This window comes from Bdellovibrio sp. GT3 (genome assembly GCF_037996765.1).
Lineage (GTDB): Bacteria > Bdellovibrionota > Bdellovibrionia > Bdellovibrionales > Bdellovibrionaceae > Bdellovibrio.
This window is the reverse complement of record NZ_JBBNAD010000006.1, coordinates 181504-202678: the sequence shown is the minus strand read 5'-3', so window position 1 is coordinate 202678 and position 21175 is coordinate 181504. Positions and strand designations below refer to the sequence as shown.

The 21175-nt window shown below is 46.8% G+C and carries 21 protein-coding genes and 1 tRNA gene; 17 read left to right on the top strand and 5 right to left on the bottom strand.

Annotation, left to right across the window (positions count from 1 at the left end; all coding sequences use genetic code 11):
* Positions 1-72 precede the first annotated feature (72 nt).
* On the top strand, positions 73-945 hold the full coding sequence (locus AAAA73_RS16325) for a PAN domain-containing protein (RefSeq protein WP_340599560.1): 873 nt from the start codon (positions 73-75) through the stop codon (positions 943-945).
* 448 nt (positions 946-1393) lie between these two features.
* Here AAAA73_RS16325 and AAAA73_RS16320 read toward each other — a convergent pair.
* Positions 1394-1475: transfer RNA gene (locus AAAA73_RS16320), tRNA-Leu, on the bottom strand.
* Positions 1476-1804: 329 nt separating this feature from the next.
* Between AAAA73_RS16320 and AAAA73_RS16315 the strand changes: the two genes are divergently transcribed.
* From AAAA73_RS16315 to dut, 12 genes are all read left to right on the top strand, one after another.
* A complete protein-coding gene (locus AAAA73_RS16315) occupies positions 1805-3001 on the top strand; it encodes a hypothetical protein (protein WP_340599559.1) in 1197 nt (398 codons plus the stop codon).
* A gap of 95 nt (positions 3002-3096) precedes the next feature.
* Positions 3097-3723 carry a hypothetical protein gene (locus AAAA73_RS16310; RefSeq protein ID WP_340599558.1) on the top strand — a complete coding sequence of 209 codons (627 nt, stop codon included), beginning with the start codon at positions 3097-3099 and terminating at the stop codon, positions 3721-3723.
* 7 nt (positions 3724-3730) lie between these two features.
* Positions 3731-4168: a GNAT family N-acetyltransferase gene (locus tag AAAA73_RS16305; RefSeq protein WP_340599557.1), complete on the top strand. Its 438-nt coding sequence runs from the start codon at positions 3731-3733 to the stop codon at positions 4166-4168.
* Between the two features lie 292 nt (positions 4169-4460).
* The gene (gene rimP, locus AAAA73_RS16300) at positions 4461-4985 is read left to right on the top strand and encodes a ribosome maturation factor RimP (RefSeq protein WP_340599556.1); all 525 of its coding nucleotides are present in this window, start codon (positions 4461-4463) and stop codon (positions 4983-4985) included.
* A gap of 12 nt (positions 4986-4997) precedes the next feature.
* Positions 4998-6395 carry a transcription termination factor NusA gene (gene nusA, locus AAAA73_RS16295; RefSeq protein WP_340599555.1) on the top strand — a complete coding sequence of 466 codons (1398 nt, stop codon included), beginning with the start codon at positions 4998-5000 and terminating at the stop codon, positions 6393-6395.
* A gap of 37 nt (positions 6396-6432) precedes the next feature.
* A complete protein-coding gene (gene infB, locus AAAA73_RS16290; protein ID WP_340599554.1) occupies positions 6433-9354 on the top strand; it encodes a translation initiation factor IF-2 in 2922 nt (973 codons plus the stop codon).
* Entirely contained in the window at positions 9354-9755 is a 402-nt protein-coding gene (gene rbfA / locus AAAA73_RS16285; protein ID WP_340599553.1) for a 30S ribosome-binding factor RbfA, read from the top strand. Before infB ends, rbfA begins: the two co-directional genes overlap by 1 nt.
* Entirely contained in the window at positions 9745-10698 is a 954-nt protein-coding gene (gene truB / locus AAAA73_RS16280; protein WP_340599552.1) for a tRNA pseudouridine(55) synthase TruB, read from the top strand. Before rbfA ends, truB begins: the two co-directional genes overlap by 11 nt.
* A 143-nt stretch (positions 10699-10841) precedes the next feature.
* Positions 10842-11111: a 30S ribosomal protein S15 gene (gene rpsO / locus AAAA73_RS16275; protein WP_340599551.1), complete on the top strand. Its 270-nt coding sequence runs from the start codon at positions 10842-10844 to the stop codon at positions 11109-11111.
* 208 nt (positions 11112-11319) lie between these two features.
* A complete protein-coding gene (pnp, locus tag AAAA73_RS16270) occupies positions 11320-13413 on the top strand; it encodes a polyribonucleotide nucleotidyltransferase (RefSeq protein ID WP_340599550.1) in 2094 nt (697 codons plus the stop codon).
* A gap of 44 nt (positions 13414-13457) precedes the next feature.
* A complete protein-coding gene (locus tag AAAA73_RS16265; protein ID WP_340599549.1) occupies positions 13458-14726 on the top strand; it encodes a M16 family metallopeptidase in 1269 nt (422 codons plus the stop codon).
* The gene (gene dut / locus AAAA73_RS16260) at positions 14723-15172 is read left to right on the top strand and encodes a dUTP diphosphatase (protein ID WP_340599548.1); all 450 of its coding nucleotides are present in this window, start codon (positions 14723-14725) and stop codon (positions 15170-15172) included. Before AAAA73_RS16265 ends, dut begins: the two co-directional genes overlap by 4 nt.
* 400 nt (positions 15173-15572) lie before the next feature.
* On the opposite strand, the gene AAAA73_RS16255 is transcribed toward dut, so the two are convergent.
* The 3 genes from AAAA73_RS16255 to AAAA73_RS16245 all read right to left on the bottom strand — a co-directional run bounded on the left by AAAA73_RS16255 (position 15573) and on the right by AAAA73_RS16245 (position 17540).
* The gene (locus tag AAAA73_RS16255) at positions 15573-16136 is read right to left on the bottom strand and encodes a Yip1 family protein (protein ID WP_340599547.1); all 564 of its coding nucleotides are present in this window, start codon (positions 16134-16136) and stop codon (positions 15573-15575) included.
* Positions 16137-16206: 70 nt separating this feature from the next.
* Complete coding sequence (locus AAAA73_RS16250; RefSeq protein WP_340599546.1) at positions 16207-16869, bottom strand: hypothetical protein; 663 nt, start codon at positions 16867-16869, stop codon at positions 16207-16209.
* Between the two features lie 17 nt (positions 16870-16886).
* A complete protein-coding gene (locus tag AAAA73_RS16245) occupies positions 16887-17540 on the bottom strand; it encodes a hypothetical protein (RefSeq protein WP_340599545.1) in 654 nt (217 codons plus the stop codon).
* Between the two features lie 79 nt (positions 17541-17619).
* Here AAAA73_RS16245 and AAAA73_RS16240 point away from each other — a divergent pair, with 79 nt between their 5' ends.
* The 3 genes from AAAA73_RS16240 to AAAA73_RS16230 all read left to right on the top strand — a co-directional run bounded on the left by AAAA73_RS16240 (position 17620) and on the right by AAAA73_RS16230 (position 19674).
* Entirely contained in the window at positions 17620-18060 is a 441-nt protein-coding gene (locus tag AAAA73_RS16240; protein WP_340599544.1) for a hypothetical protein, read from the top strand.
* A 74-nt stretch (positions 18061-18134) separates the two neighbouring features.
* The gene (locus tag AAAA73_RS16235; protein WP_340599543.1) at positions 18135-18830 is read left to right on the top strand and encodes a polyprenol monophosphomannose synthase; all 696 of its coding nucleotides are present in this window, start codon (positions 18135-18137) and stop codon (positions 18828-18830) included.
* Entirely contained in the window at positions 18805-19674 is an 870-nt protein-coding gene (locus AAAA73_RS16230; protein WP_340599542.1) for an SH3 domain-containing protein, read from the top strand. The genes AAAA73_RS16235 and AAAA73_RS16230 overlap by 26 nt, the downstream gene beginning before the upstream one ends.
* A 146-nt stretch (positions 19675-19820) precedes the next feature.
* Here the strand turns inward: AAAA73_RS16230 and AAAA73_RS16225 are convergent, their stop codons facing one another.
* Positions 19821-20342: a hypothetical protein gene (locus tag AAAA73_RS16225; protein ID WP_340599541.1), complete on the bottom strand. Its 522-nt coding sequence runs from the start codon at positions 20340-20342 to the stop codon at positions 19821-19823.
* Between the two features lie 213 nt (positions 20343-20555).
* Here AAAA73_RS16225 and AAAA73_RS16220 point away from each other — a divergent pair, with 213 nt between their 5' ends.
* Positions 20556-21143, top strand: coding sequence for a hypothetical protein (locus AAAA73_RS16220; protein ID WP_340599540.1), 588 nt, complete (start codon positions 20556-20558; stop codon positions 21141-21143).
* The last annotated feature ends 32 nt before the right edge of the window (positions 21144-21175 follow it).

Sequence of the window (21175 nt, the reverse complement as noted above, 5' to 3'; positions counted from 1 at the left end):
ATTCAACACGGATACCAAGTTTTGCTGGCTGAAAGAGGCCATGGGTAGTATCTCCCGCTAAAGAGGATAAAAATGGGCATTTTGCGATTGATAGCAGCAGTGTTTTTTTTCGGAACGTTTACGTCGTCGGTTTACGCTGTTGATATTGGCGGTACGATGAGTGGTGGCGGCGGCGGAGATGGTGTCGTTGCTGAGTTTACTTCTATTGCGAATGTCGTATTTTCAGCTCTTCGCTCGTCTCCGGAACAAATTTCAGTTGTTGATGTTCGAAAAATCTCTGAGTCCCTCCCTTCATTGAATATCATCTCTACCGACGAACAGCTTGTGGTTAACAATCTGAGCAAAGATGCGAAAAATTGGCCGACAGAAAAACGTATCGCGATTAACAGAGCCCGTTGGATGGCTCTTTCTGACAGTCAAAGGCAAATTTTGGTTGTTCATGAAGTTGTCAGTGTGAACGGCTATGATGATCGTTACTACAATATCTCCAGCGATCTTCTGGGCTCTTTGCAGAAGACTTCTGGGACATTCATGGACTCTCATCGGGGATTTAAGTTTGTGGGTGAGAGCTATTCTTTGCTGGCATCTTCTGATGAAAGTAGCTGCGCTGCCAGTTGTAATGTGGATGCAAGATGCTTTGCGAGCGTCTACTATTACCACATGCAAAAATGTAGTTTGAATATCATGAACCGCGAGGGCCGACTTTTAGCGCGTACTGACGCTATTACGGCGCTAAAAACTATCGGTTTCCGTAGTGGCTGGGAGTACATGGGTGCCGACTATCGATCCTTCGCAACGAATGATCCGTATGTTTGTTCTCAACAGTGTGTGAAAGAGTCGCAATGCGCTGCCTTTACTTGGCAGCGAAATACCAATACTTGTTTTTTGAAGTCTGAAGTTGGCGGCAAGAAGTGGGAACTCGGATCCATTAGTGGAGTGAAGTAGTCCGATCACCCAGTTGAATCGTAATCACTTGAGACTTAGACAGAATCACTATCAAAAGGCACTGACTTAAAATCAGTGCCTTCGCTGTTTTTGGCGAGAGGCTTCATCCCGGTCTTTATGGTATCTTCAAAAAGGCAGCCGCCTCGCTGGTCATGAAGTGGGTTTTTTTTGATCCGTTTCGACCCAATAGATATTTGTGTTGTGGCTATTCTTATATCCACACCCGCTACGGGTGCGGCAGCGCGACGGAGTAGTCTTGGTTAGCCCCATTCGGGCGGGGAGCCCTGCATTCTTGATAGAGTCACTATAGAATGGCACTGACTTAAAATCAGTGCCTTCGCTATTTTTGGCGAGAGGAACTACGCCCGCCGCCACATTGCCGGCAGATTTTGGGCATAAAAAAAGCCGACTCGAAGGTCAGCTTGATTTATTACTTCCGAAGAAGATTTGGTGCGGGTGGAGGGACTTGAACCCCCATGCTTTCGCGGAAGATTTTGAATCTTCTGTGTCTACCATTTCACCACACCCGCAGTGAGGTGATCTTTGTAATATTAGATGGCCTTCATCCTCAACATATTTTTTAAAAAGCCCTAATTTTTCTGCGTTTTTGCCCTCTTTTTCAGCGGGTTTGCCACCCCTGGCCAAAATGACCCCAGTTTGAAAGGATTTCAGGAACCGCTCTAAGAGTTGTCACTTCTTTATTCAACCCGGCAAACAAACCCGGACTGCTTTGAGGCCCTAAATCCCAAGATTTCAATAGTTTACACGATGAGGCCGAAATCCGTCCCTGTTGGCACTGGCCTTGCTTTACAGGGTTTCGATTAAAAAAGGTTCCAAGAAACCACACTGAGGAGACTGTATGAAAAAGTATTTCTATGTCCTTGCGGCTTTGAGCATGGCGCCAGTATTTGCGTTAGCTCAATCCCTAGAAGGTGATGTTGATGCTGAATTGGATGCTATGTATTCCAAGCAGACGACACCACAGGTTGTAAGCACACAAACTGCGTTGCCAGCGGCAGCACAAGGTGAAGTGCAAACGGTTAAGCCACAACCTATCTATATTATTAACTCCCCAGCTCAGGCGGCTCAGGCCACTGCGGCGACTCAGCAGGTTCAAAAACAGCCTACGACTGTTATTGAAGCTTCTCCATTGGCGGAGTCTCGTGCGGAATCCATCCGTAAGAGCCGTCAGGATGCTGAAGTTCAAACTGAACAAAAAATCGTGGAAAAACTTGAGCAATCCCGCATGGAAGATGAAAAACGCCGTGCTGACGTATTGTTCGGTGATAAATTCAACAATCTAAATCAAGCGCAACAGGTTCCAGTTCAGCAACCGGTAGCTCCAGTAGTGGTGGCACCCGTAGCGGCTCCGGCTCCTATTATCGTTGAAAAACAAGTGACTGATGATTCTGCAACTCGCGAAATCGTTCGCCAGGAAATGGCAGCATCTTTGGAAAAAAACAAACCAGAAGAGCCAGTTCGTAGCAAATACGTTTCCGGTCTAGTTGGTATGGGTGACTATCCAGATGTTTCCAACGTTAAGGGCAACTATGCTCTTGGTGTAGCGTTTGGTAGCAAAGTTGATGGTTTCATCATCGAGGGTTCTTTCCTTTACTCGAACTACTCCGTGAACCAAAATTGGTATGGCAATATCTATAACAACCAAAATGGCGTTGATGTGAATCAATACACAGGTGCGTTGGCAGCTAAAATCCAGTTCTTTGATGGTATCGTGAAGCCAGTAATCGGTGGTATCGCGGCTTACTCTTACAGAACTTACGAAATGAAAAACAGCTACGCTTACATGAACTCATACAACAACTCAAACTCTGATGTGAATTCACATGCAGTAGACTTTGGTGCGTTGGTGGGTGCTGACCTAGAGTTCTCTCCGAAGTACTCTATTGGTTTGGACTTCAGATATATGTGGAATCTTTCCAGCCGTATTAACTACGGCAGCAACTACAACTCTGCGTGGAACGAATATAACAACACGAATCCGATCGAAAAACTGCAATACTACGTAATGACAGTTTCCGGTCGCATGAATTTCTAGTATTTTCCGAAAATATCTCTCAGTGGTGGCGGAGTCCTGTAATGGGGCTCCGCTTTTTTTTTGGACAAAGCCCGGCGCTTCGGTACAATAAGTCCATGCGCATCCTGATCCTTTCCCTGTTTTTTGCCGTACCAGCCTTGGCTGCCAATGTGGTTTCTGAAACCGTGGGGCAGGTCGGGGACTATGTGATCACCAGCCGTGAAGTGCAAATCACGACGGTGATTGATCACATTCTTTTTCCTCCCAAAGATAAAAAATCGACTGCATTGATGGAAACCGGGCCTGAATCCAAGGAGTTCCGCAATCACGTGACCGCTGTCCTGTTGGAGGCCGTGGTGGCCATGGAAGCTGCGACTTTCAATGTCGGTACAGCCTCTGTGGCGGAGTTGGATGAGGCGATAGTCAAAGTGGAAAGAACCGCCTCTGGTAAAACCTATTGGAATCAGCTTCAACCAACGGCAGCCGAAGTGAAAAGGTTCACGGATCGCAAGCTTGTGGCGAAAAGTTTTATGAAGTTTAAAACCGGCTCCATGGCGGGGATTGTTTCCAACGTCGATGCCTACGAGTACTATCAAAAGAATCGCAGCAAATTCGGCAGCACACCGTTCGCGGAGATCCGTGACAGCATCAAAACTTTCCTGGGACAGCAACAGCTGGAAGAGCGTTTGCGCGCATGGTTTGAGTTGATGAAGCGCAAATACAAGGTCAGAAACTTTATCTAGGGCGATCATGAAAATCGAATCTTTATATACACCTCATAAACCAGCAATGCGGGCCTTGGTGGAGGCTATTCACGCCCAGGCGGGATTGCTCCCGCAGTTTTATTGGCCGGCGGATATGCTGGGGGCCGAGATGGCCACGGCAGAGGGCGTGGGGATTTTTGAGGGTGAGGAGTTGGCTGGGTTTGTTTTGTACCGGGAAGTACCAGGCGCTTGGGAGATTTCTTTGGTGGCGACGCATCCTCAATTTCAGCGCCGCGGACTGATGGAAAAGCTAATTGGCTATATGATTGCTGCAAAGGGTCAGGGTCGTGAGCTGTGGTTGGAAGTGCATGAAAACAATGAATCAGCGCAAAAATTGTATGAAAAGCTCGGGTTTAAATTGAATGGGCGACGTCCTCGCTATTATAAGGATGGGGCCACGGCTTTGCTTTATTCCTGTCCCTGAATGGGCTGCTGCTGACCTTGGACCAGATAAGTCCTTGCACTGGTTCGATTTTTTTGCTAGTTTAAGGACGTTCGATGGGCCCTACAGGCCCATTTTTTTTTGCCACTGAATTCTTTTTGAGTTCCTCGGACAAAACGGGATGTGCATGCCAGATACGCTTTAAGCGTTTGAGCAGGTACACGCTGCAGGCCCAGTTGGATATTTCCCAACGGCTTTTAGCAGGAGTCACTTCATTAGTAAGCTGAAACCACCCGTACGGGGTTGGTGGGCTGAAGTTAAAGGAAGTGAAGAGATGTCTGAGAGACCCTCTTGGTTAGATCAAGTAGAAAAAATCGCAAATGATGCTGCCAAAGCAAATGGCTGCCTGCTTTACGATATTGAGTTCGTAGGCATGGGCAAAGGGCGTACTTTGCGTTTGTTCATTGATAAGGAAGACGAAGGCGGGATCAGTCTTGAAGATTGCTCGAATGTCTCCAAGGCATTGAACGAAGTGTTGGAAAAGGATGAGGACATCATCCCGGGTGCGGCTTACGCGTTGGAAGTTTCCAGTCCGGGTTTGGAACGTCATCTGGTGAAACCATGGCATTTTCAAAAAGCCGTGGGCAAAAAAGTATATCTGAAAACATCCAAATCTTTAGAGAGCATGGGTGTGACAGATAAAAAATGGAAGGCCGTTAAGACCGTCGAGGAAGTTATTGAGTCCGCTGACGATCAAGGTGTGCGTTTCGTGGTCAAAGACGTCGAGATCAAAATCCCGTACGCGATGATCGAAAAAGCTAAAGTTTTATTTGAAGTTACTAAAGGTCAAAAAAAGTAGAGAGGATGAGCCATGGCTGAAAATATGTTTTCAGATCTTTCCAAAGTGATTGAGCAAGTTGGTAAAGACAAAGGTATCGACAAACAGGTCGTTATCGATGCAATCACTCAAGGTATGCTTGTAGCAGCCCGTAAAAAGTACGGTACTTACCGTGAAATCGAAGCGGCATACAATGAAGAGACTGGCGAAGTTGAATTGTTTGAGTTCAAAGAAGTAGTTCCTCGTGAAAAATTCGTCGACGAAGAAGTAGAGATTACTTACGACGACGCAGTTAAATTGGATCCAAACGTTCAAATGGACGATTCTATCGGTATCAAATTGGAAGCTTCTGATTTGGGCCGTATCGCTGCGCAAACAGCGAAACAAATCATCATGCAAAAAGTGCGTGATGCTGAACGCTCCATCATCTTTACTGAATTCGAAGAGCGCAAAGGCGAAATCGCTTCCGGTATCGCTCGTCGTGTTGAAAAAGGCGCGATCGTTGTCGATTTGGGCCGTTCTGAGGCATACATCCCGCCTCGTGAACAAATCCCAGGTGAGCAATACAAACCAGGTGACCGTATTCAAGGTTACTTGTCTGAAGTTCGTCAAACCACTCGTGGTCCTCAGATCATCATGTCTCGTGCAGACGAGCGTTACTTGATGAAACTTTTCGAAATGGAAGTTCCAGAGATTTATGACGGTGTGGTTGAGATCATGGCGGCGGCTCGTGAGCCAGGCCAACGTGCTAAAATCGCAGTTCGTTCCAATGACTCCACTGTAGATCCAGTAGGGGCTTGCGTTGGTATGAAGGGTTCCCGTGTACAAAACATCGTACAGGAACTTCGTGGTGAGAAAATCGATATCGTTCCTTGGGACGAGGATATCACTCGTTTCGCGGTGAACGCTTTGGCTCCGGCTGAAATCTCCCGCGTATTCCTTGATGATACAAATCGTGAAATGGAAATCGTTGTTCCAGACTCTCAATTGTCATTGGCAATCGGTAAACGTGGTCAAAACGTTCGCTTGGCAGCTAAATTGACAACTTGGAAATTGGACATCATTTCTGAGTCTTCAGCGGCTTCTCGTACAGCGGAATCCATCTTCAATTTGATGTTGATCCCGGGTATGAACGAAACTATGGCACAAAACATCTTCCAATCCGGCTTCGGTTCATTCCAATCTGTAGCTCAGGCGAGCGTACAGGAATTGATGACGATCCCAGGTTACGATGATCCTGAAAAGGCAGAAAAACTTTCTAACGAAGCAAACGCTTTGCTTAAAAAGTATGAGTCTGAAGGCACTCCGGTTCCAACAGCTCCATCTGCTGCAAAAGAGACAAAAGCTGGTGGGTCTGCCAAGGCACAAGCCGATGCATTGTTGAAGCAAGAGTTGCAGAAATTGAACTCTCAAGAAGCTGAAGAAGAATAGATTTTTTAAAGATACAGTTACTACACAGGGAGACTGAGTGAGTAATCCAAAAGTTTTTGAATTTGCAAAAGAAATCGGGATGACCCCGTTGGCCTTGATGGACAAAATCCGCGAGTGGAATTTGCCTATTAAGAGTCATATGGCGGAGTTGGATCCACAGGTTCTTGAGCAGATTAAAATTAAGTTGGGTGGTGGCGATAAGCCGGCTGAAGAAGCTAAACCCAAAAAAGCAGCAACTCGCAAAGCGCCAGCTAAAAAAGTAGCGGCAGCAGCGGCGGAAGCTGAGGCGGCTGCAGCAGCAGCAGCTCCAGCTAAAGTCATTCGTCGTAAGACGAAAGAGGAAGCGGCTCCAGTTGAAGCGAAAGCAAAAGTTATTTCCAAACCCGACGTTGAAGAGGAAGCGGAAACAGAAGCTTCTAAAACAACTCGTGTTGTAGTTAAAAAACCTGCAGCAGTTGCCAAGGAAGAGGCGGTAGAGCCAACTCCGGCAGTTGTTGAGGAAAAGCTTGTCGCAAAACAAGAGTCGACTCCGGTTGCACCTGTTGCTGAAGCGAAGGTTGAGGCTCCGGCTCCTGTGAAAACAGAAGCACCTGCGGCCGCACCTGCAGCTCCGGCAGCAGCAGCGGCTCCGGCGCCACAAGCTCCGGCGGCTCGTAAGAAGGAAGTTGTTGTGGGAACAAGCGGTGTTGCAAGTTCTTCCACTCCAGCATCTGCGCCGAAAAGAAACATCATTGGACGTATGGATCTATCCCGCGTTCAAACACAAGCTCCTCCACGCCAGCAAGGTGATCGCCCACAAGGTGGATTCCAGCCGCGTTCAGGTGGTGGTGCAAGTGCATCTTTCACAGGTCCTCGTCCGGGTGGTTTCAATCGTCCAGCGGGTGGTGCGCCAACGCGCAATATCCGTCCAGGGTTTGTAGCGCAACAGGCTCCACCGGAAATGCCACCAGCAGAGGGTGCTGGGCACTTCCAGAATAAAGACTTTGACAAGCGTAAGCGCTTTGGCGGTCCTGTTCCGGCGGCTCCACCAGCTTTCGGTGCGGGTCAAAATGCTCGTGAGAAAGAAAAAGAAGAAGAAATCAAGAGCTTCAACGCCGTTGATTTCCGTAAGCGCGAAATGGTCTTCCAACCTAAAAAGAAGAAGATCGTTACGGAGCAAGGTCAAAAAACTCAAATCACTAAAGCTGCTGCCCATAAGCGCGTAGTTAAAGTGAACAATTCCATGAAGCTGACAGACTTGGCGATGGCGATGGGCCTAAAAGCTCCGCAATTGGTTAAAGTTTTGATGACGAATGGTGTGATGGCGAACATGAACACTGACTTGGATTTCGATACGATCGCGTTGATCGTGCCTGAATTCGGTTGGGAAGCACAAAACGTATTCAAAACAGCTGATGACGTTGCGACTGAGACTGCATTCGGTGAATTGGATGCAGACAAAATCACTCGTCCACCGGTTGTTACAATCATGGGTCACGTTGACCATGGTAAAACATCTTTGTTGGATGCTATCCGCAATGCTGACGTTGCCAAAGGCGAAGCCGGCGGTATCACTCAGCACATCGGTGCATATTCTGTAAAAATTGAAGATGGTTCTTTGATCACGTTCCTGGATACTCCGGGTCACGAAGCCTTCACGGCAATGCGTACTCGTGGTGCGAACGCGACAGATATCGCGGTTATCGTGGTAGCTGCGGATGACGGTATGATGCCGCAAACGCAAGAATCTATTAACCATGCGAAAGCAGCAGGCGTACCTATTATCGTGGCTGTGAATAAGATGGATAAACCGGGTGCAAATCCGGATCGTATCAAACAACAATTGACTGAACTTGAAATCGTCCCGGAAGAATGGGGTGGTAACACGATCTTCGTGGAAGTTTCAGCACTTAAGAAAACCGGCTTGAAAGAGCTTCTTGAACAAATCAAGTTGCTTGCTGAAGTGGGTGAATTGAAAGCCAATCCTAAACGTTCGGGCACAGGTCTTGTGATCGAAGCGAAAATGGAAAAAGGCAAAGGGCCTGTTGCAACACTTCTGGTTAAAGACGGAACTGTGGCAGTTGGTCAGTACCTTGTTGCAGGAACAATGAAAGGCCGCGTTCGTTCTTTGACGAATGATAAAGGCGTAAGAGTTGAATCTGTCGGTCCGGGTCTTCCAGTGGAAGTCTTGGGTCTTGATGGTGTTCCAGCTGCGGGTGATAAGTTTGACATCGTTATTGATGAAAAAACGGCTGAAGAGATGTCTACATTGAGAAAAGAACAAGCAGCGAAAGCGGCGAATGTTCCTGCTCAAAAAATGTCTTTGGACGAGATCTTCTCTAAAGTTAAATCAGGCGATGTGAAAGAACTTGCGATCATCTTGAAAGCAGACGTTCATGGTTCTCTTGAGGCCATCAACGGCATGCTTGGTAAATTGGTAACTCCGGAAGTTAAAGTGCGTGTGATCCACGCCGCTGTCGGTGGTATCAACGAGAATGACGTAACTTTGGCGAATACTTCCAAAGGTATCGTTTTGGGCTTCAACGTACGTCCTGACTTGGGCGCACAAGCTAAAGCGAAACAATTGGGCGTGGACATCAGAACTTACTCGATCGTGTACGAATTGATTGATCAAATGAAAGCCGCTATGTCCGGTCTTCTTACTCCAGATATGGTTGAAGAAGTTATGGGTCGTGCGGAAGTTCGTAACGTGTTCAACGTACCTAAAATCGGAGCGATCGCTGGTTGCTTCGTACTTGATGGTAAAGTTCAACGTAACAACTCGATCCGTCTACTTCGTCAGGATAAGATCATTTACGAAGGCAAAATCTCATCGCTTAAACGTTTCAAAGACGATGCTAAAGAAGTGGCACAAGGCTACGAATGCGGTATCGGCATTGAAAACTACAATGACGTTAAAATCGGCGATATGATGGAAGCTTTCATTAAAAAAGAAGTTGCCAGAGAGTTGGGTCTTTAATGAAAAATGTGGGTGATGGCCGCAGGGTCGCGCAAGTTGAGCGTCAAATTCAAGCGACCATTGCTCAATTTTTAATTAGAGGTTTCAAAATGCCGTTACCAGGTTTGGTAACGGTGGCTTCTGTAAAGATGCCAGCGGATTTGCGTGCGGCAAGAGTTTACATCAGCGTTCTTGGTTCTGAAGCGGATCAAGAACAAGCGATTGAACTTTTGCAAGAGCGCGCATTCGAAATCCAAAACTATATCGGTAAAGAATTAAAGATGCGTTACTGCCCAAAATTAAAGTTCTATCCGGATCATACGACAGAACAGGTTTTGAAAGTGGAGCGCATTATCTCTGATCTTGAGGCTGAACGAAAAGCCAAGAATCCCAAAGACGAATCCGAATCTGATGACGAATAATTCTGAAAATAATAGACCGCCTAAGCGGGACCCTGTCCCGTTTGATGGCTTATTGCTGGTCGATAAACCATCGGGCATTTCCAGTCACGACGTGGTTTCACGCCTCCGTCGCATCATGGGCACAAAGTCTGTCGGTCACTCCGGCACTTTGGATCCAATGGCGTCGGGCTTGATGGCCTGTTTGATCAATGAAGCAACCAAGCTTTCCCAATACATTCTTGAAGGTGACAAAGGTTACCGCGTGCGTATTCAATTCGGTCTTCGTACCGACACCTTGGATACGACAGGGGAAGTTCTTGAAACGCATCCGGTGGATATAAATGAAGCCAGCTTGCTAGCTGAAGCCATGAAACTTCAGGGCGAGATGGAAGTTGAAGTTCCGATTTACTCGGCCATTAAGGTGCAGGGTAAAAAGCTCTATGAATATGCCCGCCAGGATAAAGACGTGGTGATCCCTAAAAAGGTCATGAACTTCTGGGATATCAAATTCTTAGGGATGGGGACTGATTGGGCTGAGTTTGACCTGCGCTGCTCAAAAGGCAGCTATATCCGCACTTGGGTCGACCTGCTGGGGAACGCGTTAGGATGTGGTGCAGCGATGAGTGGGCTCCGCCGGACTTATTCGGCTCCCTATTATTTGGAGCAGGCCATGACCTTGGAGGCTATCGAGGAGTGTGTAAAAAAGGACACTCTTTCGGGGGCTTTTGTTGCGATGGAAGCGGCCTTGCCGATGGTAAAGCGTATTCGAGTTAAGGGGCAGGATCAGGTTCTTTTGGGCAATGGGCAGATCAGTCATGACCTGCGCAGCCAGCTTATAGCGGTTTTTAAGCCCGAAGAAGACCAATATGTACAGATCCTGTCGCTGGATTCCGGGAAGCTTTTAGCCATTGTGGGGCTGGAGCCGGGCCGCGGGTTTGTCTTAAAGCGGGTCTTTAAGTACTGACCCAATTTTTTAGTTATTTTCACTACTTGACCCCGCATTCGGGGTCGGATAGAACCTTACCAAACCTGCCTAGGATCGACAGCCATGACGACTGAGGCGGGGCGTTTAGAAACCGGCGGCAACGCCAAAAACAGGAGACGCTAATGGCAGTCACTAAAGAACAAAAAGCACAGATCGTTAACAAGTTTAAAACTGCGGGCCTTGATACTGGTTCAGCACAAGTACAAGTTGCTTTGCTAACTGCAAGAATCAACGACCTTACAGGTCACTTCACAACTCACAAAAAAGACTTTCACGGTCGTCGTGGTCTTGTGACTTTGGTTAACCAACGTCGTAAGCTTTTGGATTACTTGCACCGCAAAGACGTGGCTGCATATCAAACTCTTATCAAAGAACTTGATATCCGTAAGTAATCTCATCTTAAATAAGATAATCAGAAGGGGCGTAATAGCCCCTTCGAATTTTAAAAAACAGGAAGCCAGCTGAGAAATCCCGCTGACTTCAAGGTGAGCAAGATTGCGAACCGAGATCGCCGATAGGCGATCGGATCTCAGAATGATTTTTGAGATGGCTTCCACAAACGGATGGCGAAAAAGAAATTTCGCTAAATAAGGAGATTTAATGAAAACGACTGTAACTACTTCTGTAGGTGGAAAACAGATCACAATCGAAGCAGGCCGTATGGCAAAACAAGCGGATGGATCAGTGCTTGTTTCCAGCGGTAACAACATGGTTATCGTAACTGCTGTTTCTTCCAAAAAACAATCTGAGCTGGATTTCTTCCCTCTGACTGTTGAATACATCGAAAAATACTATGCTACTGGTAAAATCCCAGGTGGTTACTTCAAACGTGAAGCTAAACCAACAAACGATGCGGTTCTTATTGCTCGTTTGATCGATCGTCCAATCCGTCCTTCTTTCCCAGAAGGCTACCGCTACGAGACACAAATTGTAGCGACAGTACTTTCTGCTGACGGTTCTTTCCCATTGGAAATCCTGGCGAGCTTGGGTGCTTCTGCAGCCCTTCACGTATCAAACATTCCATTCAACGGCCCAACTGCAGCAGTTCAAATCGCTCGCGTTGATGGTCAATTCATCGCCAACCCAACTCCACAACAAATGGAAAAATCCGACATGGATATGATCGTTGCGGGTACTCGCAATGGTTTGTTGATGGTGGAAGGCGAAACGAAATTCATCACTGAAGCAGACGCTTTGGCAGCATTGAAATTCGGTCACCAGGCATTGATGCCTCTTTTGAACGCGCAAGATGAATTGCGTGAGAAAATGGGTTCTGTTGCTAAACGCACATTCACAGCACCTGCAGTTGATGCTGATTTCAAAGCTTCTGCAGAAGCTTTCTTGCAACCTAAAATTGCGGCAGCTCTTGCGATCAAAGAAAAACAAGATCGTTACGCAGCTTCTGCAACTGCAGCAGCTGACGCTGAAAAAGCATTGCTTGCATCAATCACTGATAAAGACCTTTTGAAACAACGTAAAAAAGATCTAAACACAGTTATCGAAGATCTTAAGTACAAAGAAGCTCGTGCGATGATCTTGGATCGTAAAGTTCGTATCGATGGTCGTAACACGACAACTGTACGTCCGGTTGCGAACGAAGTTGGTATCCTGCCACGTGCTCACGGTTCTGGTCTTTTCACTCGTGGTGAGACTCAAGTATTGGGTACTGTGACTTTGGGTACTGGTGACGATGAACAAATGGTTGATTCATTGTTGGGCGTTCAAAAACGCAAATTCTTGCTTCACTACAACTTCCCTCCATACTCTGTAGGTGAAGTAGGTCGTATGAGCGGTACTTCTCGTCGTGAGATCGGTCACGGTAACTTGGCAGAGCGCGCTCTTAAAGCAGTTCTTCCTGACCATGAGAAATTCCCATACACAATCCGTATCGTGTCTGAAGTTTTGGAATCCAACGGTTCTTCTTCAATGGGTACTGTATGTTCTGGTTTGATGGCTCTTCTTGACGCCGGCGTTCCTGTTAAAGGCAACGTTGCAGGTGTGGCGATGGGTCTTATCAAAGAAGGCGACCGCGTAGCTGTATTGACTGACATCCTGGGTGACGAAGATCACTTGGGTGACATGGACTTTAAAGTTGCTGGTACTGCTCAAGGTATCACAGCGGTTCAAATGGACATCAAAATTGACTCTGTTTCTTTCGAAGTTATGGAACAAGCGTTGTCTCAAGCTAAAGACGGCCGTATCCACATCTTGAACGAAATGGAAAAAGTGATGAAAACTCCTCGTGGTCAAATCTCCGAATTTGCTCCACGTATCGAGACTATCAAAATCCGTCCAGACAAAATCCGCGAGGTTATTGGTTCTGGTGGTAAAGTTATCCGTGGTATCACTGAAGCGACTGGCGTTAAGATCGAGATCGAAGACGACGGTACAATCCACATTGCATCCGCTGATCCTGAAGCAACTAAAAAAGCTATCGGCATGATCAACGACATCGTGGCTGAAGCTGAAGTTGGTAAAACGTATAAAGGCCGCGTAGTAAAAATCGCTGAGTTCGGTGCATTCGTTGAGATCCTTCCGAACACTCAAGGTTTGCTACACATCTCTGAGATCTCTAACGAGCGCGTTCGCGCCGTGACTGATGTTCTTAAAGAAGGCGAAACTATCGACGTAAAAGTTCTTGAAGTTGACCGCGCAGGTCGCGTGAAACTTTCTCGCAAAGCTTTACTTCAGTAAAGCTTTGTCCGCCGAAGCCTTGGCGAAGGTGGATGGAGTTGTAATTGGCAAATCTGTTCAAAAAATCTGAACTAGCAAACGGGATCCGAGTGATGAGCGAGTTTCATCCAGGGTCCCGTGCCGTTTCTATCGGTATCTGGGTTTTGACGGGGACTCGTGACGAAACTCCGGCCATCGCCGGGATGTCTCACTTGCTTGAGCATTTGGTGTTTAAAGGCACTAAGACCCGTAATACTTATCAAATCGCAAAATCACTGGAATCTGTGGGTGGGGAGCTAAACGCTTACACTACTCGCGAATACACGTGCTACCACGCCCTTGTTTTGAAGGATCATTGGGAGACGGCATTGGACGTTTTGTCTGATCTTGTTTCCAATATGGATCTGGTCAAAAAAGAATTCGCCTTGGAAAAAGGTGTGATTCTGCAAGAGATTGCGATGTCCGAGGATTCTCATGAGGACGTGATCTATGACGTTCTTTATGATGAAGCCTATGGCAAGCATCCACTGGGTCGTCCGATTTTAGGGACACCAGCCTCTATTGCTTTGATGAAGCAAAATCAGGTTTTGGATTATTATAAGAAAAACTACACCGGCAAAAACATCATCGTCAGCGCAGCGGGCTGCCTGGATCATGATGAGTTTATGGCGGGCGTGCAAAAGCACTTGGGTAAAAAGAAAAAATCCACACTTAAGAACACGCGCAAAAAGCCAAGCTGGTTGCGTCGTCGTCGCGTGATGGAAAAGCAATCCGAACAAGTGCACATGTTGCTGGGACTACCGACCGCAAGTTTCCATGACAAGCATCGCTTTGAGGCTGTTATCGCGAATACTTTGTTGGGCGGGGGGATGACCTCGAAGCTTTATCAAAGTGTGCGCGAAAAGCGCGGATTGGTGTATTCCATTTTCTCCAGCTTAAATACCAATATCGATTCAGGAATGCTGAATATCTATGCGGCTTCCGAGTTGAAAAGCGTCAAAAAAGTCGCGGATCTTGTTGCCAAGGAATTCCAGAAGTTGCGCACCAAAGGTGCCACCAGAGCGGATGTTGAGATGTTTAAGACTCAAGTCAAAGGCTCTATTTTGCTGGGCTCCGACGACATCGAAAATCGCATGACTTCTTTGGCCGTCAATGAAATGGTGTTTGGCGAATACAGATCAGTCGAATCCGTCATCGAGGAAATCAATCTGGTCACAGTGGATACTGTGAATGATTATATCCGCAATGAACTTAAGACTGACAAAACATCCGGCGTATTGCTGGGCACTGGTGTTGAGGAACTCAAAGACTGGTGGGAGGGGTTTGAACTATGAATAAAGTAAACGTAAAAATTAAGACTCTTGAAAACTTCAAAGGTGAATTGCCAGCTTATCAATCAGCGGGCGCTTCCGGCGTTGACGTTCGTGCGCAATTGGATGGTCCAGTTGTTCTTGAGCCAGGTCAACGTGCGATGATCCCAACGGGTTTGAGCTTTGAAATCCCAATGGGTTTCGAAATTCAGGCACGTCCTCGCAGCGGCTGGGCCGCAAAAAACGGTCTGACTGTTTTGAACACGCCGGGAACCATCGATGCTGACTACCGCGGTGAAGTTAAAATCATCGTGATCAATTTGGGCGATGCAGCTGTGACGATCGGCGATCAAGAGCGTTGCGCGCAATTGGTAGTCGCTCCAGTTTACCAAGCAAACTTCGTAATGGCTCAGGAATTGACTGAGACAGAGCGTGGCGCAGGCGGCTTCGGCTCCACCGGCCGCGCTTAAAAGGTGCCGGTCCTACTTCTGTAAACGGCGTGTTGAATGCCCGGAGGCTTAGGTACGGACTTACTTTCTCCAATAAAAAAAAGCCATGGTTTTAGCAGCCATGGCTTTTTTGTTTTTGAAACGCCTAGAGTTTTAACTGACGCATATTTCTTAGTCGCGCGGATATTAATGCACTATTCCATCCGATACGGATGTGCGGACGTCCGCAGTTAGTCTTTTACAAAGGCGAGTGAGCGGTATCAATTACCTGGCCCTGTAGTATCAGGCTTTTTTTTAAAAACTGTTTTGAAGCCTCTAGTGTTGTGTGTGGTTCCCATAGTTGAAAATATCCTGAGCATCAGACTGTTTGAATGGTTCGAGCGTCAAGCGTGATGTAACAAGCGTTGGCTGAACCATGCAACTACATTCTTGCGACTTCGATGCGGTTGTAGAGCCACAGGAAGAAAACGATCGCAAACAGGATAGTCACCAGGCGCAAGGAACGGCGTTTTTCCATTTGGAAGTTTTCAGTCAAGCCCACAGCCATCAGCATTGTTGTGAACGCAAAGCCCACCAAGGTCAGAGGTGGAATCAGTTCAGAGCCTGCCTGGAAAATAAAAAATGGAATGTTTGCGAACAAGATCAAAGTGAAGATCAAGCGCAGTGAGCAGGTTCTTTTTTCGAACACCTGAAAGTAATAGTAAATGAAGACGGCACCCAGCCACGTCATCACCAACGCGACGAACGGGGCGAAAATAATTCCTGCGCCGATGCGGTAGATATTGGGCGGGATCAATCCGGAAATAACCCCAGAAATAATTGAAACCACAGCCAGTGTGATCAACAAAGTGGACCACTTCCAATCCGGCAGATTTTTGATCTTTTGAATCGGATGGCGAAGGTAATCAATGATGTAATTGAAAACTTCTTTGGCGGTTTGTAGATGTGGGGATTGATTTGGTGTTACGTCACGGTAGTCACTCATAGGCTCATTGCACCACGACAAGAGTTCGTTAGCAAGTGGTAAGCGCGCCCAAGTAACTAGTGAATTTGGTTTAGCCTTCGCGCAGGTCCATTTCGGCAAGGTTCTGTGCTCGTTCCAAAAGCAGGCGGGCATTTTGGAGTTGTGTCGCCTTGGCGGCACCGAGGCAGCTCAGTGACGGCAGGGGGCGACCGAAAAGAAGCAAGCGATGCAGATCGTAGGCCCACTTAACAAAGAAGCTGCCTTTCTTGGAGGGCAGGGTTTGCAGAGTTTCCTGAGGGACGAAAGAGGCTTTCAGGCTGGTGGGCTTGATGCTGTCCGTGTCAGCAATTTCCGTGATCGACATCAGGCATTCCGGTTTTAGTTCACGTAAGACCGGTTCCAGTTCTTGCAGGGAGTACGAATCCAAAACCATATGAAAGCGTCTGTTGGCTGCATCCTGGGATTTTAAAAACTCAGTCAGACGGGTCTGTCTTAGCAGGGAATCACTCCACGGCAGGCGCAGGTGATAGACCTCGTAGCCGTGTTCGGCCAGAAAGGAAGGATAGATGTTCCAGTAATTGGAGAAATAAAAAAAACTGCGAGGACCTGTGACAAATAACAACGGCCAGCGGGTCAGCAGGCAATTGGGGGTCAGAGTTGAATCGTAGTGTTGTTTGGATCGCGCTTTGTTGGACCAGACGGCCAAGGCGACAAGGAATACGAATAAGCTAAGAAGAAGAGCGAGTGTGTCCACTCGCTCAGTATTGCGAATTACAGGGAAGTGTTCAAGCGAAACGCGAAATCAAAGGAGTCTTTGTCGGATGGTTTGTTAACCAGGGCTGTGCGGGCACTGCCTTCAACGCCGATGGAAATATGCTTGCTAAGTTGTGCGAAGATACCACTGGAAACCACTACGGCCGGAGTTGTTTCATCCACATGCAAATCCTTGGAGGAGTTGACGTACTTCATCATACGGGCGGAAAGACCGCCGCTGATGGAGTAATTCCAAAGCCCTTCAATTTGATTCGTGTAGCCCACTTTGCCTTCCAGCTCGCGCAGGGAAAATTCATCGTTGAAAGAATCATTGGAGCCATAGTTGCGGAAGATCGCTTCTGCATAGGTTTGGCGTGAACCCAAGTCGCGACCCGCAGAAAGCTGAACGCCGGTTGTGCGGCGATTGAAGCTTTCGCCTTCCGTAGAAATATTGGTAAAGCCGTTCACGTAGCCGATACCGATGTGGGATTGGGGGCCGTTTGCGTCTTTTTTAACTTGCTCAAAGGAGGATTTCTTCTGGCTGAGTTCGTTCACCAGGTCGTCATAGCTGACTTCCTTATATTCAGAACCGGAAGCAGCCCAGACCATAGTTGAGGAGCAGATTGTAAAAAGGGAAACGAAAGCGAATTGGAACGTCTTTAGTTTTGTCATAAGCTGATTCTAGCAAGGCTTTGTCATTTCTCAAAAAATGATCTTTCAATCTGGACCACGTCTTTGGCAGACTGGTTATATGTTTTCTTTATTTAAATCCAAACACAACTGCTACTGCGCCTTTTGCAAAACTCCGCGGAATATTTATCGCAAGAAAAATATTGGAGTGATGAATATCATTGCCGCAGCCATGGCCTCTATCGTGGTCATGTTCGCTATTTGGCAGGAGTATGATCCTCGCGTGATGATTGCCTTTGTGGTGTGTTTGGCGATCTCGGAAGTGTTCGTGCAAATCCGCTGGCGATTGTCAGTGGTGTGTCGCACTTGCGGGTTTGATCCGATTCTTTACGTGAAAGACCCGGCCGCCGCCGCGGATAAGGTGAAAGTGCAGTTGGACGTGCGTAAGCAGGATCCAAAGTACTTGCTGACCAAGCCGTTAAATTTGCCAACCATTACACCGAAAAAAGCCGATGCCTTGGAAAACAAGGGCAAAGGTAAGTTGGTTTCTCGTTCTATCTAAAAATTTGAGTTCCAATGCCGCCCGGATGCAGCGCGTTCGTTGCCAGTCCGGGAGCTTTATGCCAATTTAGGGGCATGAAAACTCTGATCGTAATTCCTACGTACAATGAAAAAGAAAATGTGCAGACCATTGTGCCTGCAGTGTTTGCTCAAAATTTGGGCGTTGATATTCTGGTTGTGGATGACAACTCTCCGGATGGCACTGGTGCCATTGTTCGCGAAATGCAAAAGTCTCTTCCAAATCTTCATCTTTTATCCCGTCCTGGTAAACAGGGTTTGGGAAAAGCTTATATCGCGGGATTCCGTTGGGGGATCGATCAGGGTTATGAAGCCATCACTGAAATGGATGCGGATTTCTCCCACCGTCCACAGGATTTGGGACCTCTTTTGGCTAAGCTGAAAGACAATGATTTCGCGGTGGGTTCCCGTTATGTCGCAGGCGGAAGCACTGTGAACTGGGGGATAATCCGCAAAATTATCTCTCGTGGTGGCGGGATTTACTCCCGTATGATTTTGGGTTTTCCATTGAATGACTGGACGGGTGGATTCAACGCCTGGAAGAAGGAAGTTCTGTTGGGAATTGATCTTTCAACCGTGGGCAGCAATGGCTACAGCTTTCAAATTGAATTGAAGTACAAAGCCTTGAAAAAAGGTTTCAAGGGAGCAGAGTCTCCGATCGTTTTTGAAGATCGTCGCGTGGGTCAAAGCAAAATGTCTTTGAAGATCGTCATTGAGGCATTCTGGCGTGTTTGGCTTATTCGCTTTAAGTAAATGCGTGGACCGCGCTTTGTTTTGCGGTCTTTCGGCATTTCTATTTGCAGTCTTGTTGTTTCCTTGTGTAGGGCTTGCTCAGGCTCAGCGTGGAACTGTCGTTGCCGACGAAGCCCAGGTCTATAAAGATCCTGATTTTGATGCGCCGGTGATGACAGTCTTAAAGCAAGGTCAGGTTTTGGCCATCTCCAAAGGAAAAAAGGGGCCCTTCTACAAGGTCCGTTTGAAGCCCGGAGTGACCGGATGGGTTTCTGATGCAGAGATTCATCCCGGAGTGATCACACCCGAAGAGCTGCAGGAAAATGCAGATCCCGACGAGTCCAATTACACTGGGAAGAAGCCGTTTTTCGCCTCCCGCTATCGTGGTCTTTCATTAAATTTTATCGACTATGCCGAAGACACCATGGGTGGTCGCAGAAACGCGCAGACTTCTTTTTTGGGTTTGAACTTTCATGGTTACAACACTCTGTTTTCCGGCGACATCTATACAGAGAGTAATATTCTTTTTCACTCCGGCGCTCCTTCTTACTACAAGGAGTACACAGGGCATGAGGGCAGTGGTTACATCGTCATTGTGAATTTCCTTTTTCAGACTGTTCTTCCTAAAGGCAAGGATCTGATTTTCTTTTACGGCTTCGGTCCGATGCTTAAGTACTCGCACTTTGATTTGCAATTGCCCGGCGTGGTGGATGGGTTTTCTGCGGATGATATGACTCTGGGAGTGCTTTTCAATGTGGGCGCTTCTTATCGCATCAAAAAAGTCTCCATCCGTCCCGATATTAAGTACTATTGGGAAAAAGAAAGTTACTTCGGATACGGGGTGACGTTAGGTCTTGATTTCTAAAGGTAACAGTTCCCTTTTTGTACTGCTGTGCAGAACCGATATCGGTTTCTCAGTGCGTTGTTAACCTTGGCATATCCTTGAAACAACAAAAGCACTGATTTTTAAGTCAGTGCTTTTTGATTGTGAGTTTGGATAAGTGGCTAGTGTTATAGTTCGGATTTTTTCTCTGAATTCTTTTTTGAGACATTCATGCCAAATCCAGTACCTGCAATAGCCTTTGTTATTATCTGGTGAACTTCGTCTGTCTTCGGAAGTTGATGTCTATCAATACCTGAAATAATGGATATAAGGTTTTTGTTGAGATCTTTGACCTGATTTTTAAATCCATTAAGTTGCATTTCAAATTTCTTCTTTTTTTCATCCGATAGTTCTTTTAGTAAAAGATCAGAATTTTTTACGGCCGAATCTAGATTTTCAGAAGCTTTCTGGAAAGATTTTTTTGTTTTATCGATTTTTTGAAATTCAGGATTTGATGAGTCCCATTTTAAGTCTTCCAAAATCACCCTTTGAAAGTTCGCGACTCCAAGAAATATATTACCAACACACTCGATGAATTGCGCATCATTTTCCATGCTGACGGCATAAATCTGTTTGTCAGTCATCTTGGCCTGACCAATCAAGGGAAATTGAAGTAGTGCGCCGATGAAAGCGAAAAATAAATATTTCATTAATACCTCTGGTGACGTTTTTACTAAATCTTAGAAATCGGTCAACAAGGGAAGGTTTTGAATCTATCAACTGCTTAACAACCCACGGATTTAATGATCCCTAATCACGCTCGAAGGTTGTCGAGCGAGAGCCCGGCTGTTGGTGGAGTTGAAAACATATAACACGTGGCATTATGAGTGACGGTTTCGACGCGATTGGGTTACAAGCCATCCATGTTTAAAGCCGCAGCATTCTTTTTTGTCAGCACATTCGTTGTATCCTCTTTGGCCTTGGCCGGTGATCTGAACGCCGCATTTGATTCTATTAAGAATTCAGGCGCTGATTTTGATCCGGATGGCGCCGTGTGCGAACAACTGGAAAGAGTCCGTTTGGCCCAAAGCTATCCCGCAGATAAGTTTTTAATCACCGGGGATATCGAATACAGCACTGGTAAAGAAACTGTGGGCGAGCTGGATATCATCGTGATTGATCGCGTGACCAATAAGGTTGTGCTTTTCGGTGAAGTCAAATGCTGGAAAAATATGGAAGACGGTCTGATGAAGGCGAAGTCACAAATGATGCGCTTTTTCTGGAACCTTGAAAAGCACCCGAACTCCTTGCGATTTACGTCTGACAGCGACACGAACATCACAGTGGATCAGATTCCGTTAAATACGCCCTTTTACACCGTGGGTCCCCAAGGATCTGTGGCGCAGGGTGCGACCTATGAGTTGGATTTGACGCTTAAGGAAACCCAACATTTGCGTATGATGCTGTTAAAATGTCAGCAAAATGGCGAATGCCCAAGTCCGCAATACTAGTTTGATTTAATCCCTCTGGTAGGGCATGTTTT